Annotated in this window: 8 protein-coding genes; 5 read left to right on the top strand and 3 right to left on the bottom strand. The window is 70.1% G+C overall.

Annotated features, from left to right (window positions below; genetic code table 11):
* Nucleotides 1-39: 39 nt before the first annotated feature.
* The 4 genes from TsocGM_RS12300 (at nt 40) to TsocGM_RS12285 (ending at nt 8,385) form a co-directional block, all read left to right on the top strand.
* Nucleotides 40-516 (top strand): carboxypeptidase-like regulatory domain-containing protein, encoded by a 477-nt coding sequence (locus tag TsocGM_RS12300; RefSeq protein WP_126725671.1) that lies wholly within the window; start codon nt 40-42, stop codon nt 514-516.
* Nucleotides 517-857: 341 nt separating this feature from the next.
* Nucleotides 858-1,931, top strand: coding sequence for a LysR family transcriptional regulator (locus tag TsocGM_RS12295; protein WP_233578795.1), 1,074 nt, complete (start codon nt 858-860; stop codon nt 1,929-1,931).
* A 135-nt stretch (nt 1,932-2,066) separates the two neighbouring features.
* On the top strand, nt 2,067-6,914 hold the full coding sequence (gene gltB, locus TsocGM_RS12290; protein ID WP_126725670.1) for a glutamate synthase large subunit: 4,848 nt from the start codon (nt 2,067-2,069) through the stop codon (nt 6,912-6,914).
* Nucleotides 6,907-8,385, top strand: coding sequence for a glutamate synthase subunit beta (locus TsocGM_RS12285; RefSeq protein ID WP_126725669.1), 1,479 nt, complete (start codon nt 6,907-6,909; stop codon nt 8,383-8,385). The genes gltB and TsocGM_RS12285 overlap by 8 nt, the downstream gene beginning before the upstream one ends.
* 90 nt (nt 8,386-8,475) lie before the next feature.
* Here TsocGM_RS12285 and TsocGM_RS26000 read toward each other — a convergent pair whose 3' ends face one another.
* Nucleotides 8,476-9,117 carry a metallophosphoesterase family protein gene (locus tag TsocGM_RS26000; protein WP_158633517.1) on the bottom strand — a complete coding sequence of 214 codons (642 nt, stop codon included), beginning with the start codon at nt 9,115-9,117 and terminating at the stop codon, nt 8,476-8,478.
* A 148-nt stretch (nt 9,118-9,265) separates the two neighbouring features.
* Here TsocGM_RS26000 and TsocGM_RS12275 point away from each other — a divergent pair, with 148 nt between their 5' ends.
* Nucleotides 9,266-11,542: a [protein-PII] uridylyltransferase family protein gene (locus tag TsocGM_RS12275; RefSeq protein ID WP_158633516.1), complete on the top strand. Its 2,277-nt coding sequence runs from the start codon at nt 9,266-9,268 to the stop codon at nt 11,540-11,542.
* Between the two features lie 121 nt (nt 11,543-11,663).
* On the opposite strand, the gene TsocGM_RS12270 is transcribed toward TsocGM_RS12275, so the two are convergent.
* Nucleotides 11,664-12,011 carry a P-II family nitrogen regulator gene (locus TsocGM_RS12270; RefSeq protein ID WP_126725666.1) on the bottom strand — a complete coding sequence of 116 codons (348 nt, stop codon included), beginning with the start codon at nt 12,009-12,011 and terminating at the stop codon, nt 11,664-11,666.
* Nucleotides 12,012-12,241: 230 nt separating this feature from the next.
* Nucleotides 12,242-13,744 carry an ammonium transporter gene (locus tag TsocGM_RS12265; protein ID WP_126725665.1) on the bottom strand — a complete coding sequence of 501 codons (1,503 nt, stop codon included), beginning with the start codon at nt 13,742-13,744 and terminating at the stop codon, nt 12,242-12,244.
* Nucleotides 13,745-14,107: the final 363 nt, after the last annotated feature.

Raw genomic sequence — 14,107 nt, 5'->3', positions numbered from 1 at the left:
GGCCCCCCGCTGCTGGTTCCGGTTCAGGGAACGGTCACGGTGGATGGTCAGCCTCTGGGCACCGCCACCGTGACCTTTCTGCCGATCAGCGGCCAACGGACGGTGGCCGTGGGTGAGACCGATGACGAGGGGGTCTACCGGCTGACCTATTTGAACGCCTCCGGGGCCTCTCCGGGCACCTATCGCGTGGCGATCAGCTACAAAGTGACCGCCTCGGGCGAGCCGCTGGGCCTGGCCATCCAGTCCAGCCTGGCACCCAGTCCCAAGCTGGGCGAGGCGGAGGAACTGCTCCCACCACGGTATTCCGATCTTGGGCGGAGCGAGTTGAGGGCCGAAGTGTCGGAGGTCGGAGGGACGATCGACTTCGCGCTGGAAGGTCCCCTCCGTTCCCGATCCGACCCCCAGGAGCCGGCCGAGCCCGCCGACGTTCCCGAAGCCCGGCCTGCGGACGCCGAGCCGGGAGAGGTTGGTGGAGTGGAAGCCAGCGGAGTCGGGTCAGACGCCGCTTCTCGATGACGCTGGATCGTCTGGCCCAAGGCGTGGCCTCGCGCTGCGCGGTGCTTGGCCGTCGCGCCCCTTCTCCTGGGGGGGGGATTCGTCGGCGACGGTGATCGCATTGAGACGCGGGAAGGCATCGGGTCCGACGGGTGGGACGGATTCGGGGCCGATTGGGGGGAAGAATCCCGGCGGTCGGCGCGGTAGCCTATTGACGAAGCCGCTGAAGTCCGAGTGTATTATTGGAATCTCGAATACCGCATCGCCTGGCTCGCGAGGCCCGGGCGGCCGGGGGTGGGGGGCGTCTCCCGCGACCAGGCGGATTCGAGAACAGCGGCGCCGGCCCGGTCGGGCCGGGACCAATGGCCTTCCGCGAGCGAGTCGGCCCCGACCGGGCCGCCTTGCGATCGAGGTACACCGCGGCGATGCAGTTCGAGGCCCTCAAGATCTTCTGCGATGTGGTCCGCCGCGCGAGCTTCTCGCGGGGCGCCGCCGAGAACGGCGTGTCGCAATCAACGGCCAGCCAGACGGTGCATAACCTGGAGGAGCGGCTCGGCGTGAAGCTGATCGACCGCTCGAAGCGGCCGCTGGTGCCGACGCCGCAGGGGAAGGTCTACTACGAGGGGTGCCGGGACCTGGTTGAGCGGTATCAGGAGGTGGAGCGTCGGGTCCGGGCGATGGGGAGGGAGGACCGGATCGAGGGGGTCGTGCGGATCGCGGCGATCTACTCGGTCGGCCTGAGCCACCTGACTCGGCATATCGCCGAGTTCCGGGCCCGCCACCCGATGGCCGACTGCCGGCTGGAGTGCATGCATCCCAGCGAGGTCGTCGAGCAGGTCCGCGCCGGGAGGGCCGACCTGGGGATCGTCTCCTTCCCGAGGAAGTGGCCGGGGCTGGACGTGGTCCCCTGGCGGGACGAGGAGATGGTGGTGGCCGCGCCGCCGGGCCATCCGCTGGCCGAGCCGGGCGGGATCGCCGTCGGCCAGCTCGATGGCGCGCGGTTCGTCCACTACGACCCTGATCTGCCGATCCGTCGAGCGATCGACCGGCACCTGAGGCGCCGCGGGGTGCAGGTGGAGCCGAGCCTGGAATTCGACAGCATCGAGAACATCAAGCGCGCTGTCGAGGTCGGCGCCGGGGTGGCGATCCTGCCCCGGCCGACCCTGGAGCGCGAGGTCGCCTCGGGAAGCCTGGTGGCCTCGCCGCTGGCCGACCACCCGATGGTCCGCCCGCTGGCGATCATCCACCGGGGCGAGGCCACGCTAGGCCTGGCCGGGGCGCGGTTTCTCGACGCCTTGCGCGAGGAGCCGGCGGCCGGCGAGCGGGCCGGGTCCTCCTCGATTTCGGCCGGCCCGGCGCCGGATCCGGCCGCCAATGGGCGGTCGTGTCGCAATGGGAGGGCCGCGGCCGCGGCCCCGAAACAAACCGAACGCTGAGCAGATGCTGGTGCATCGGCCCGGGGACCGGGGCCGGGCACCGACCCCCGGGCCCCCCGCGCGTCGCGGGGCCCGACCGGAGGGCCGGCGCCCCCCGGCCCCCCGGGCCGTCCGGAAGTCGGAGGGATCAGATCCATGAGCACGAGTCAGCCGCCCCGCCAGGGCCTGTACGACCCCGCCCTCGAGCACGACGCCTGCGGCGTCGGCTTCGTCGTCGACCTCAAGGGCCGGCGGTCGCACAAACTCGTGCGCGACGGATTGCGCGCCCTGTGCAACCTCGACCACCGCGGCGCCCGGGGCTCCGAGCCGAACACGGGCGACGGTGCCGGCATCCTGATTCAGATCCCCCACGAATTCCTCAAGGCCCGCTGCGCTCCGCTGGGCATCGAGCTGCCCGAGCCTGGCCAGTACGGCGTCGGCGCGATGTTCACTTCCCCGGTGCCCGAGCGGAGGGCGGCCGGGCAGGCGATCTTCGAGAAGATCCTGGAGGAAGAACGCCTGCCGTTGCTCGGCTGGCGCGAACTGGCGACCGACAACTCCTCGCTCGGCGCCACGGCGAGGGCCGTCGAGCCGGGCGTCTGGCACGCCTTCGTCGGCTCCCGGTTCGGCGACGACACCGACGCCTTCGAGCGGAAGCTGTTCGTCGTCCGCAAGCGGTTCGAGTCGGCGGTCGAGGAGGCCGGGCTGGACGACCGCACCTTCTTTTACTTCTCCAGCCTTTCCTGCCGGACGCTGGTCTACAAGGGGATGCTCACACCCGAGCAGGTCATCGACTACTACGCCGACGACCTTGGGGACGAACGGCTGGTCAGCGCCCTGTGCATGTTCCACTCCCGGTTCAGCACGAACACCTTCCCAAGCTGGGAGCTAGCCCACCCCTACCGGATGATCGCCCACAACGGCGAGATCAACACGCTGCGGGGCAACATCAACTGGATGAGGGCCCGGGAGGCGCTGTTCGCCTCCGACCGGTTCGAGCCGGGAGACCTCGAACACCTCAAGCCGGTCATCCGCGAGGGCCTCAGCGACACGGCCTGCCTCGACGCGGCGATCGAGCTGCTGGTGCGGGCCGGCTACAGCCTGCCGCACGCGATGATGATGCTCGTGCCCGAGGCGTGGGAGAACCACGAGTCGATGTCCCAGGAGAAGCGGGACTTCTACGCCTATCACTCCTGCCTGATGGAGGCCTGGGACGGCCCGGCGTCGATCGCCTGCACCGACGGCAGGGTCATCGGCGCCACGCTCGACCGCAACGGGCTGCGGCCCAGCCGCTACACGGTCACCAGGGACGGCCTGGTGATCATGGGCTCCGAGACGGGGATGCTCGACGAGATCGCTCCCGAGAACGTGCTCCTCAAGGGGAGGCTCGAACCGGGCAAGATGTTCCTGGTCGACATGGAGCAGGGCCGGATCGTCGGCGACGAGGAGCTGAAGCACGCCCTGGCCTCGGCGAAGCCGTACGGCGAGTGGGTCGAGCGGGGGATGCCGAGGCTGGCCGACGTGCCCCGGGTCGAGCACGTCCCCGGCCCCGACCACGACACGCTGCTGCACCGGCAGTTGGCCTACGGCTACTCGCTGGAGGACATCAAGTACATCCTCGGACCGATGGGGGAGAAGGGGGAGGAGGCGATCGGCTCCATGGGGACCGACACCCCGCTGGCCGTCCTCTCCGACCGGCCGCAGCCGATCTTCAACTACTTCAAGCAACTGTTCGCTCAGGTGACCAACCCGCCGCTGGACGCGATCCGGGAGGAGCTGGTCACCTCGGTGCTCACGGGCCTCGGCGGCGAGGGGAACCTGCTGGCCCCCGGGCCGGAGAACGCCCGGCAGATCCGGCTGGAGACGCCGATCCTCGACAACGACGAGACGGCGGCCATCAAGCACCTCGACGGCTGGCGAGGCTTCAAGTCGGCCACCATCGCCATGCTCTTCCCCGCCGCCGAGGGAGCCGCGGGGATGGAACGCCGCCTGGAGGAGATCTTCCTGGAGGCCAAGGCGGCCATCGAGGACGGAGCGACGATCATCGTCCTCTCGCACCGCTCGGTGACCGAGGAGCTGGCGCCGATCCCGTCGCTGCTGGCCACCTCGGGCCTGCACCACTTCATGGTGCGCGAGGGGCTTCGGATGCGCTGCGGGTTCCTGGTCGAGTGCGGTGACGCGAGGGAGGTGCACCACTTCGCCCTGCTGCTCGGCTACGGCGCCGGGGCGATCAACCCCTACGTGGCGTTCGAGACGCTCGACGACATGATCGCCACCGGCTACCTCAACGGGATGACCCACGAGGAGGCCGTGGCCAGGTACCGGAAGGCGATCAAGAAGGGGGTCGTGAAGGTGATGTCCAAGATGGGCATCAGCACGATCCAGAGCTACCGAGGGGCCCAGATCTTCGAGGCGATCGGCCTGAACTCGCAGTTCGTGGCGAAGTACTTCGACAAGACCGCCTCCCGGATCGAGGGGATCGGACTGGCCGAGATCGCCGAGGAGACGCTGGCCCACCACCGCCGGGCCTTCGCCGGGCGCGAGGTCGGGCCGGTGATGCTCGAGGAGGGCGGCCAGTACCAGTGGCGCCGGGACGGCGAGTACCACCTGTTCAACCCGGAAACCGTCTTCCGGCTCCAGCACGCGACCCGGTCGGGCCGGTACGAGATCTTCAAGTCGTACACCCGGCGGGTGGACGAGCAGAACGAGCGGCTTTGCACGCTGCGGGGGCTCTTCGAGTTCCGGTTCGGCGCCCGGCCTCCGGTGCCGATCGAGGAGGTCGAGCCGGTCGAGGCGATCGTCCGGCGGTTCGCCACCGGGGCGATGAGCTACGGCTCGATCTCGGCCGAGGCCCACGAAACGCTGGCGATCGCCATGAACCGGCTCGGCGGCAAGTCGAACACCGGAGAGGGCGGCGAGGACCCCGAGCGGTTCAAGCCCCTGCCCGGCGGCGACAGCAAGCGGTCGGCGATCAAGCAGGTGGCCTCGGGGCGGTTCGGGGTGACGAGCGAGTACCTCGTCAACGCGGACGAGATCCAGATCAAGATGGCCCAGGGAGCCAAGCCTGGCGAGGGGGGCCAGCTCCCCGGCCACAAGGTCTGGCCCTGGATCGCCAAGGTCCGGTTCTCGACTCCGGGAGTGGGGCTGATCAGCCCTCCTCCGCACCACGACATCTACTCGATCGAGGACCTGGCGCAGCTGATCCACGACCTGAAGAACGCCAATCCGAGGGCCCGGATCAGCGTCAAGCTCGTGGCCGAGGTCGGCGTCGGCACCGTCGCCGCCGGCGTCTCGAAGGCGCACAGCGACGTGGTGCTGATCTCCGGCTTCGACGGCGGCACCGGGGCCAGCCCCCTGACCTCGCTAAAGCACGCCGGCATCCCCTGGGAGCTGGGCCTGGCCGAGACGCAGCAGACCCTCGTGCTGAACAACCTGCGCGACCGGATCGTGGTGCAGGCCGACGGCCAGATGAAGACCGGCCGAGACGTGGTGGTCGCCGCCCTGCTGGGAGCCGAGGAGTACGGCTTCGCCACCGCTCCGCTGGTGGTGATGGGCTGCATCATGATGCGGGTCTGCCACCTGGACACCTGCCCGGTGGGAATCGCCACGCAGAACCCGAAGCTGCGGGCCAAGTTCGCCGGAAAGGCGGAACATGTGGTCAATTACTTCAAGTTCGTCGCCGAGGAGGTCCGAGAGCTGATGGCTCGGCTCGGCTTCCGCACGATGGACGAGATGATCGGCCGCAGCGACCTGCTCGACATGAGGCAGGCGATCGACCACTACAAGGCCAAGGGCCTGGACTTCTCCAAGATCCTCCACCGGCCGGAGGTCGGCCCGGAGGTGGCCGTGCGGAAGGTCGTCGAGCAAGACCACGGCCTGGACCGCTCGCTGGACCGGACCGTCTTGCTCCCCCGCTGCGAGCCGGCGCTGGAACGGGGCGAGCCGGTCGCCTTCGAGGTGCCGATCCGCAACATCAACCGCACCGTGGGCACGATCCTCGGCAGCGAGGTGACCAGGCGGTTCGGCGGCCAGGGGCTGCCCGACGACACGATCCGGATCAAGTTCTCCGGCTCGGCCGGGCAGAGCTTTGGCGCCTTTCTCCCGCGCGGCATCTCGCTGGAGCTGGAGGGAGACGCCAACGACTACACCGGCAAGGGACTCTCCGGCGGCAAGGTGGTCGTCTACCCGCCGAGGGAGGCGAGCTTCCTGGCCGAGGAGAACATCATCGTCGGCAACGTCGTCCTCTACGGCGCCACCGCCGGCCGGGCCTTCTTCCGGGGGAGGGCCGGCGAGCGGTTCTGCGTGCGGAACTCGGGGGCGCTGGCGGTCGTCGAGGGAATCGGCGACCACGGGTGCGAGTACATGACCGGGGGCGTGGCCGTCGTGCTCGGCCCCACCGGCCGGAACTTCGCCGCGGGAATGAGCGGCGGCATGGCCTTCGTGTTCGATGAGGCGGGGGACTTCCGCTCTCGCTGCAACACGGAGATGGTCGACATCGAGCCCTTCACCGAGCCGGAGGACCTGGAACTGGTCCGCGACCTGCTCATCCAGCACGCCGGGTACACCGGCAGCGCGGTGGCCGCCCGGCTGCTCAACGACTGGGACGCGGCCGTCGGCCGGTTCGTCAAGGTCATGCCCCGGGACTATCGCCGGGTGCTCGACCGCCAGAAGCGGGTGATGGCCTCGCTCTTCGAGGAGGCGGTCGGCCTGCGGCGCAGCCAGGGCGGATTCGAGCTGGACGACCTGCGGCACAAGGCCGAGCCGAACGACTTCGCGTTCGTCGAGGACATGCTGACGCGATTCGCCCTCCCGTCCTCGCTCGACGAGGTGGACGGCTATCTCGTCCCCCGCAACGGCCACGACTGGGACTGGCCGTTCACCAACTTCGTGAAGGTGCTGCCCGAGGGGAACCGCCGCCTGCTGCTGGAGCGCAAGCGGCTCGGCGCCGACGCCCCGAATCGCCCGAGCGACTCGGGCCTGACGCTGGAGGTCAACCATGGGTAAGCCGACCGGGTTCATGGAACTGCCCCGCCGGGCCGCCGGCTATCGTCCGGTCGACGAACGGCGCAACGACTACCGGGAGGTGCTCACCAGCCTCCCAACCGTCGAGCTGCAGAACCAGGGCGCCCGCTGCATGGACTGCGGCATCCCGTTCTGCCACCAGGGCTGCCCGCTGGGGAACCTCATCCCCGACTGGAACGACCTGGTCTACCGAGGCCACTGGCGCGAGGCGATCGACCGCCTGCACCTGACCAACAACTTCCCCGAGTTCACCGGCACGCTCTGCCCCGCGCCGTGCGAGGCAAGCTGCGTGCTGGGGATCAACGACGACGCGGTGACGATCAAGCAGATCGAGCTGGCGATCATCGATCGCGCCTGGGACGAGGGCTGGGTCGTCCCCATGCCGCCCAAGGTCAGGACGGGGAAGAAGGTCGCCGTCGTCGGCTCCGGGCCGGCCGGCCTGGCCGCGGCGCAGCAGCTCGCCCGGGCCGGCCACGACGTGACGGTCTTCGAGCGCGACGACCGCATCGGCGGCCTGCTCCGCTACGGCATCCCCGACTTCAAAATGGAGAAGTGGCGGCTCGACCGCCGGCTCGAGCAGATGAAGGCCGAGGGCGTCTCCTTCCGTACCGGGGTGAACATCGGCGTCGATCTTGATCCGAAGCAAATCCTCGACGAGTTCGACGCCGTCTGCCTCTGCTGCGGCGCCACTCAGCCCAGGGACCTGCCCATCGAGGGCCGGGACCTCAAGGGAATCCTCTTCGCGATGGACTTCCTCCCGGCGCAGAACCGGCGAGTGGCCGGCGATCCCGTCGCCGACGACCCGGACCTCGACGCGAAGGGGAAGCACGTCGTCATCATCGGCGGCGGCGACACCGGCGCCGACTGCCTGGGCACCGTCCACCGCCAGGGCTGCGCCAGCGTCCACCAGTTCGAGATCGTGCCGAGGCCTCCCGCCTCGCGCTCGCCGGACAACCCGTGGCCGCAGTGGTGGAACACGTTCAAGACCTCCAGCGCCCACGAGGAGGGCGGCCAGCGCGAGTACTCGATCAGCACCGTCCGTTTCCGGGGAGAGCATGGTCATGTGACGGCGCTGGAGACCGTTCACGTCGCGATGAAGCGCGACGGCGCCCGGATGATCTTCGAGCCCATCTCCGGCACCGAGCGGACCTACAAGGCCGACCTTGTGCTGCTGGCGATGGGCTTCGTCGGCCCGGAGCGGAACCGGCTGATCGAGGGGTTCGGCGTCGAGCTGGACGAGCGGGGCAACGTGAAGGCCGATCCGGAAACCAAGCGCACCAGCGTGCCGAGGGTCTACACGGCCGGCGACATGACCCGGGGCCAGAGCCTGATCGTCTGGGCGATCGCCGAGGGCCGGCACGCGGCGCAGGCGATCGACCGCGACCTGATGGGAAGCTCCGACCTGCCCCGGCCGCTGGAGCACGAGAATTACCTGCGGCCGTTTGCCGTCTGATCGGCTCGGCTGAAGCCGAGCCGCCGCTCGAGGCCTCGGGGGGCGACGGCCACGGCCCTCGGGGCCTCTCTCGTGCGCGGGCGGAGGGCATCAGCGGCGTTGGTCGTCGAGGAAGACCGGGTCGCGGCGGATCTCTCGGCCGGTGCGGACCTCGTAGATGCGGACGGCGAGCGAGGGGACCTCCAGGACGGCGAAGCTGTACGAGGTCTGCACGCCGGGGATGCCCATGAGGGAGCCGGGGTTGAGGATCAGGCCGTGGGGCTGGCGGTCGATCATGGGCAGGTGGGTGTGGCCGAGCACCAGGACGGAGGCGTCAGTCCGGTCCCAGAATCGCAGCACGGAGTCGGGCAGCGGGCGATAGGGGGAGACGAACTCGGTGTCGCTGGCGGGGGAGCCGTGGTGGATCTCGACGATGACGCCGGAGGCGGTCCAGGAGAGGGCGGCGGGGAGCTGGTCGAGGAACTCCCAGGTGGAGTCGGACAGATTGGCCGGTTTCCAGCCTCGGGCGCCGATGACCTGGCGCCGCTCCAGAGCCCAGCGGTCGTGGTTCCCCCGGATGCTGGGGATCGCCAGCTCCCGGACGCGATCGACGACGGCGTCGGCCTGATAGCCGTAGCCGATCAGGTCCCCGGTGCAGAGGATCTGGTCGACCCGCAGCGCCTCCAGGTGCCGGAGGGCCGAGTCCAGGGCGCGGGGGTCGCCGTGGATGTCGCCGATGAGGCCGAGCTTCATAACGATGACCGATCGCGATCCGGCCCAGGGGGCGGCCGGGGCGGATTCTGGTACAGTGGAGAGGTTCGACCGCCGCTCGCCGCGACCCGGTCGTGCGAGGGATCCTGCTCGGCGAGCGAAGGGCCTATTATCGTCCGGGGCAGCACTCATGGCCACGCCAATCCCGGCGGAGGTGCGCCGGGCTCTGGCCCAGCGGCATCCCGAGCCGTGGGTCGACCATTTGATCGGCTCCTTCCCGCCGGAATACCTGAGACGCTTCGACATCGAGGCGCTGTCTCGCCACCTGGGAATGATCCGGGAGCTGGGCGTCGATCGCCCGGTGCGAGTCCGGGCCGAGCCGCAAGGGGAGGCGGAGGGGACCTGGCGGGTCGAGATCGTCGGGTACGACGCCTTCCAACTGCTCTCGACGGTCTGCTCGCTGCTGGCGATCCACCGGCTGTCGATCGTCGAGGCGAGCATCTTCACCTCTGAGCCGCCGGAGGAGGCCGCCCCGGCGTCCCGCCCCCGGCCGCAAGGGCTCGCGGCCGGCCGCGCCGGCCCCGGAAGGCCGGGCCACCTCCCCCGGCCCTCCCGGGGCCCGACCGGGCCGGACCGGAGGAGGAAGATCGTCGACGTGTTCGTCGTCCGGGGGGAAGCGGGGGCCCCGCCGCCGGACTGGGACGCCTTTGGGGGGGAGCTGTCCGACCTCGCCCAGTTGCTCCGCCAGGGGCAGCATGACGAGGTCCACCACCGGATCCTCGGCCGATTCGCCGCCGCCCTGGGGGATCGGGGGCCAGTCGGCGGTCCGCTGGAGGCGATCCTCCTGGAGTTCACCTCCGAGGGGCCGGAGGCGCCGACCCGGGTCGACGTGAGGGCCCGGGACAGCTTCGGCTTCCTCTCGCTGACGGCCTCGGCCCTGGCGCTGAGCGGCCTGAGGATCGTGCGGGCCGACATCCGCACCGGCGCCGACGACGGCACGGCCGAGGACTCGCTCTGGATCACCGACCGCTCCGGGAGGCCGGTCACCGACCCGGATCGAGTGCTGGCGCTGAAATATGCGCTCATCCTGATCGAGCACTTCAGCTCCCGGCTCCCGATGGCGACCGACCCCGAGGCCGCCCTGGTGCACTTCAGCCGCTTCGCCAACGACCTGATGGCCCGGCCCGATCGCGCCCGGGAGTTCGCCAGCCTGGATCGTCCCGAGGTGATCGACGCGCTGGTTCGCGTGCTGGGGGAGAGCCGGTTCCTCTGGGAGGACTTCCTGCTGGCGCAGCCGGAGAACGTGCTGCCGATGATCGGGGATCCGACCCGATGGCGCCGGTCCCCCTCGCCAGCGGAGCTGGAGGCGGACCTGGCCGATCGCCTGGGCCGGGCGAGCGACCTGGAGGGGAAGATCCGGGCGCTGCGGCGGTTCAAGGACCGGGAGATCTTCCGGGCCGACGTGCGGACGATTCTCGGGCAGAGCGACGGCCCCGAGGGGTTCGCCGACGAGCTGACCGAGGTGGCCGAGGTGGTCATGCGCGCGACCCTGGCGCTGGCCGTCGAGCGGATCGGGGCCGAGCCCCCCCTGCGCACCGACGGGACGCCGGTGCCGGTGTCGGTCTGCGCGCTGGGCAAGTTCGGCGGCCGGGAGCTGGGGTTCGCCTCCGACCTGGAGCTGATGGTCGTCTGGGACGATCGGGACGTGGCTTCGACGCCGGGAGACACGCCGGCCTCGGACTACTTCGACCGGGTCGTCACCGGTCTCCGTCAGGTGCTGGGGATCCGCTCTGGTGCGACCTTCGAGCCGGATTTCCGGCTCCGCCCGTATGGCAAGGGGGGGCCTCCGGCCACGGCGCTCTCGCTCTTCGAGTCGTACTACCGGGCCGGGGGGGCGGCCTGGTCCTACGAGCGGCAGGCGTTGATCCGGCTGCGGGCCGTGGCCGGCGACGAGGAGCTGGGCCGGCATCTGGAGCGGCTGCGCGACGCCTTCGTCTTCGGGCCCGAGCCGTTCGACCTGGAGGGCCTGCGGCACATGAGAGCGCAACAGGTACGGCAACTCGTCGCGCCGGGGACCGTGAACGCCAAGTTCAGCCCGGGAGGGCTGGTGGACATCGAGTACGCCGTGCAGGCCCTTCAGATCACTTTCGGCCGCGAGGACCCGACGCTGCGTTGTCCCAGCACGCTCGAGGCCCTCACCGCGCTGGAACGCGCCGGCCGGGTCGACCCCTCGACCGCGGCCACGCTGCGCTCGGGATGCCGGTTCCTGCGGTCGTTGATCGGCGCCCTCCGGGTGGTGCGGGGGTACGCCGAGGATCTCACCGTTCCCCCGGCCGATTCCGAGGACTTTGCCCTACTTGCCCGTCGCCTTCGGCTCGACGGCCCCGAGGCGCTCCGGGAGCGGCTCGGGGCCCAGATGGAGGGGGTGAGGGCTGCGGTGGATCGGGTGCTGGGAGGGCTGGGGTGAGGACGCAGGGCGATGGCGGTCGGCCGACGCCGTTCTCGGCTTCCGGCGGGGCTTCCGGGGCGAGGCGAGCCCCCCTCGACGGCCCTCGCTCGGCCACCCTCCGGCCCTCGGCCGACCGTTGTCAGATGGCCTCGGGGCCGCGCTCTCCGGTGCGGATGCGGATGCAGTCGTCGAGCGGGAGGATGAAGATCTTCCCGTCGCCGATCGCTCCCTCGGGCCCGGATCGGGCGGCGTCGATGACGGCGTTGATCGTCGGCTCGACGAAGTCTTCGTTCACGGCGATCTGCAGCTCGATCTTGCGGAGCAGGTTGACGGTGAACTCGTGGCCTCGGTAGACCTCGGTGAATCCCTTCTGACGGCCGAAGCCCTGGACGTCCATGACGGTGAGGCGGTAGACCTCGACCTTTGAGAGCGCGAGCTTGACGGCCTCGAGCTTCGTGGGCTGGATGATCGCGATGATCAGCTTCATGAGATTCGGGTCGGCGGACCGCTCCCATCGCCTCCAGGGCGGCCCGAGGTGGGGCCGGCGACGGCCGGAGGCGTCGGTTGGATTGGGGTGGGGATGCCGATCCCTTCTCGGGATCGGCGGCCGGGGTGTTCGAGTGGGGGGCCGGGCGGCTCCGGAGGGGCCGCCCGGCCGTCATTGGCCGGCCCCGGCCGGGCCCCTCGGGGCCGGGCCGGGGGACCGCTCGGGTCAGCTCACTGCGCGGACACCTCGACCGGCCGGGGGGCCGAGGCGGGGGGCTCGGACTTAAGCGAGGCCTTGCGGGCGGCCATCGGGTAGTCCTCGTAGGGGACCGAGGCCTTCACGGTGGGGGCGAAGTCGGGGTACGCCTCCATGCCGTGCTCGCCGATGTCCAGCCCGTTGACCTCCTCCTCGGCCGAGACTCGCAGGCCGAAGATCAGCTTGATGCCGCCGAATAGGATGGCCCCGGTGACGACGCAGAAGCCGAAGACGGCCACGACGCCGATGATCTGGTGGATCAGCAGGCTTGCTCCTCCGCCGAAGAGCAGGCCGTCGCCGGTCGTGCCCGGGGCGTACTTGTCCTGGGCGAAGAGGCCGACGGCGATCGTGCCCAGAGCGCCGCAGACACCGTGCACGGAGATGGCGCCGACGGGGTCGTCGACCCGGACCTTGTCGAAGAAGAGGATCGAGACGACGACCAGCAGGCCGGCCGCCAGGCCGATGACCACCGCCGCCCAGGGGGCGACGAAGGCGCAGGGAGCGGTGATGGCCACCAGACCGGCGAGGACGCCGTTGAGCGTCATCGAGATGTCGGCCTTCTTGAAGAGCTGCCAGGAGAGGACCATGGCGCCGACGGCGCCGGCGACGGCGGCCAGGTTGGTGGTCAGGGCGATGTGGGCGATGTCGGGCGTGGCGGCCATGGTCGAGCCGGGGTTGAAGCCGAACCAGCCGAGCCAGAGGATGAAGACGCCCAGGGCGGCCATCGGGATCGAGTGGCCGGGGATGGGGTTGACCTTGCCTTCCTTCGTGTATTTGCCGATGCGGGGGCCGATGAACAGGGCCCCCATCAGGGCGAGCCAGGCACCGGTGGAGTGCACGACCGTCGAGCCGGCGAAGTCCCACATGCCCAGCGACGCGAGCCAGCCGCCTCCCCAGATCCAGTGGCCGACGATCGGGTAGATGAAGGCGCTGATGAAGAACGAGTAGATCATGTATGAGTGGAACTTCGTCCGCTCGGCCATCGCTCCGGAGACGATGGTGGCCGCGGTGCCGGCGAAGACCAGCTGGAACATGAACTTGGCGGCCAGGGGGACGCCAGACCAGGAGATGGAGCTGTAGACCCCCTCATAGTCGTCGATGGCCGGGGAGTTGTCGGCCCCCAGCAGCAGCCAGCCCTTGGTGCCGAAGAGCGGGGTGCCGTCGCCGAACATGATGGCGAAGCCAAAGATCCAGAAGCCGAGGGTGGCCAGGGCGAAGTCGCCGAGGTTCTTCATCATGATGTTGTTGGTGTTCTTCGACCGGGTCAGGCCGCCCTCGACGTAGGCGAAGCCGGCCTGCATGAAGAACACCAGGAAGGCGGCGAGCATCACCCAGAGGGTGTCCAGGGCCACCTGCTGGCCGGCGACCACGGAGGCGAGATCCTCCTCCTGCGCCATCGCGGGGGGGGCCAGGGCGAGCCCCAGGCCGATTGTGGCGCCGAGCGCCACCAGGAGGGTCCGGGTCCTTCGGCGTTGCATCGGTCAGTTCCCTCGGGGATGTCGATCGTCGGGGACCGCTGCGGCCGGGCCCGGGGGGGGCGGTTCGATGCCGCCCGACTCGGCGCGGGGGGCCTTCGAGCGCCCGATCGATCGGGGGGGACGGATGAGGAGAGGAGCGCGGTCGTGGTCGACGCGATGAGTCGTCCGGCTCCCGGGATCGTTGCCGCTGTCAGAAGATCCCGTGCCATCCGAGAGGTTTCCCGGTGTGATCGGTCGCAAGATCTTGTTTCGGAAGGAGTTGCCCTTTCCGCGGAGGAAACCCGCCGGGAGGTGGGGACTGCGTTGGTGCTGTCTCGGCGGGCGGTTTGTGCCCGAGAATCAAGCAGCAAGGCCCGAGGCCCC

Origin of the sequence: Tautonia sociabilis (assembly GCF_003977685.1) — a bacterium.
Taxonomy (GTDB): Bacteria; Planctomycetota; Planctomycetia; order Isosphaerales; family Isosphaeraceae; genus Tautonia; species Tautonia sociabilis.
The sequence above is the reverse complement of the archived record's forward strand: the minus strand, read 5'-3'. Positions and strand labels throughout refer to the sequence as shown.

Excerpts from the sequence above, each read along its gene's own strand:
- TsocGM_RS12295 (WP_233578795.1), top strand. The coding sequence starts at position 858 with ATGGCCTTCCGCGAGCGAGTCGGCCCCGACCGGGCCGCCTTGCGATCG.
- gltB (WP_126725670.1), top strand. The coding sequence starts at position 2,067 with ATGAGCACGAGTCAGCCGCCCCGCCAGGGCCTGTACGACCCCGCCCTC.
- TsocGM_RS12285 (WP_126725669.1), top strand. The coding sequence starts at position 6,907 with ATGGGTAAGCCGACCGGGTTCATGGAACTGCCCCGCCGGGCCGCCGGC.
- TsocGM_RS26000 (WP_158633517.1), bottom strand. The coding sequence starts at position 9,117 with ATGAAGCTCGGCCTCATCGGCGACATCCACGGCGACCCCCGCGCCCTG.
- TsocGM_RS12275 (WP_158633516.1), top strand. The coding sequence starts at position 9,266 with ATGGCCACGCCAATCCCGGCGGAGGTGCGCCGGGCTCTGGCCCAGCGG.
- TsocGM_RS12270 (WP_126725666.1), bottom strand. The coding sequence starts at position 12,011 with ATGAAGCTGATCATCGCGATCATCCAGCCCACGAAGCTCGAGGCCGTC.
- TsocGM_RS12265 (WP_126725665.1), bottom strand. The coding sequence starts at position 13,744 with ATGCAACGCCGAAGGACCCGGACCCTCCTGGTGGCGCTCGGCGCCACA.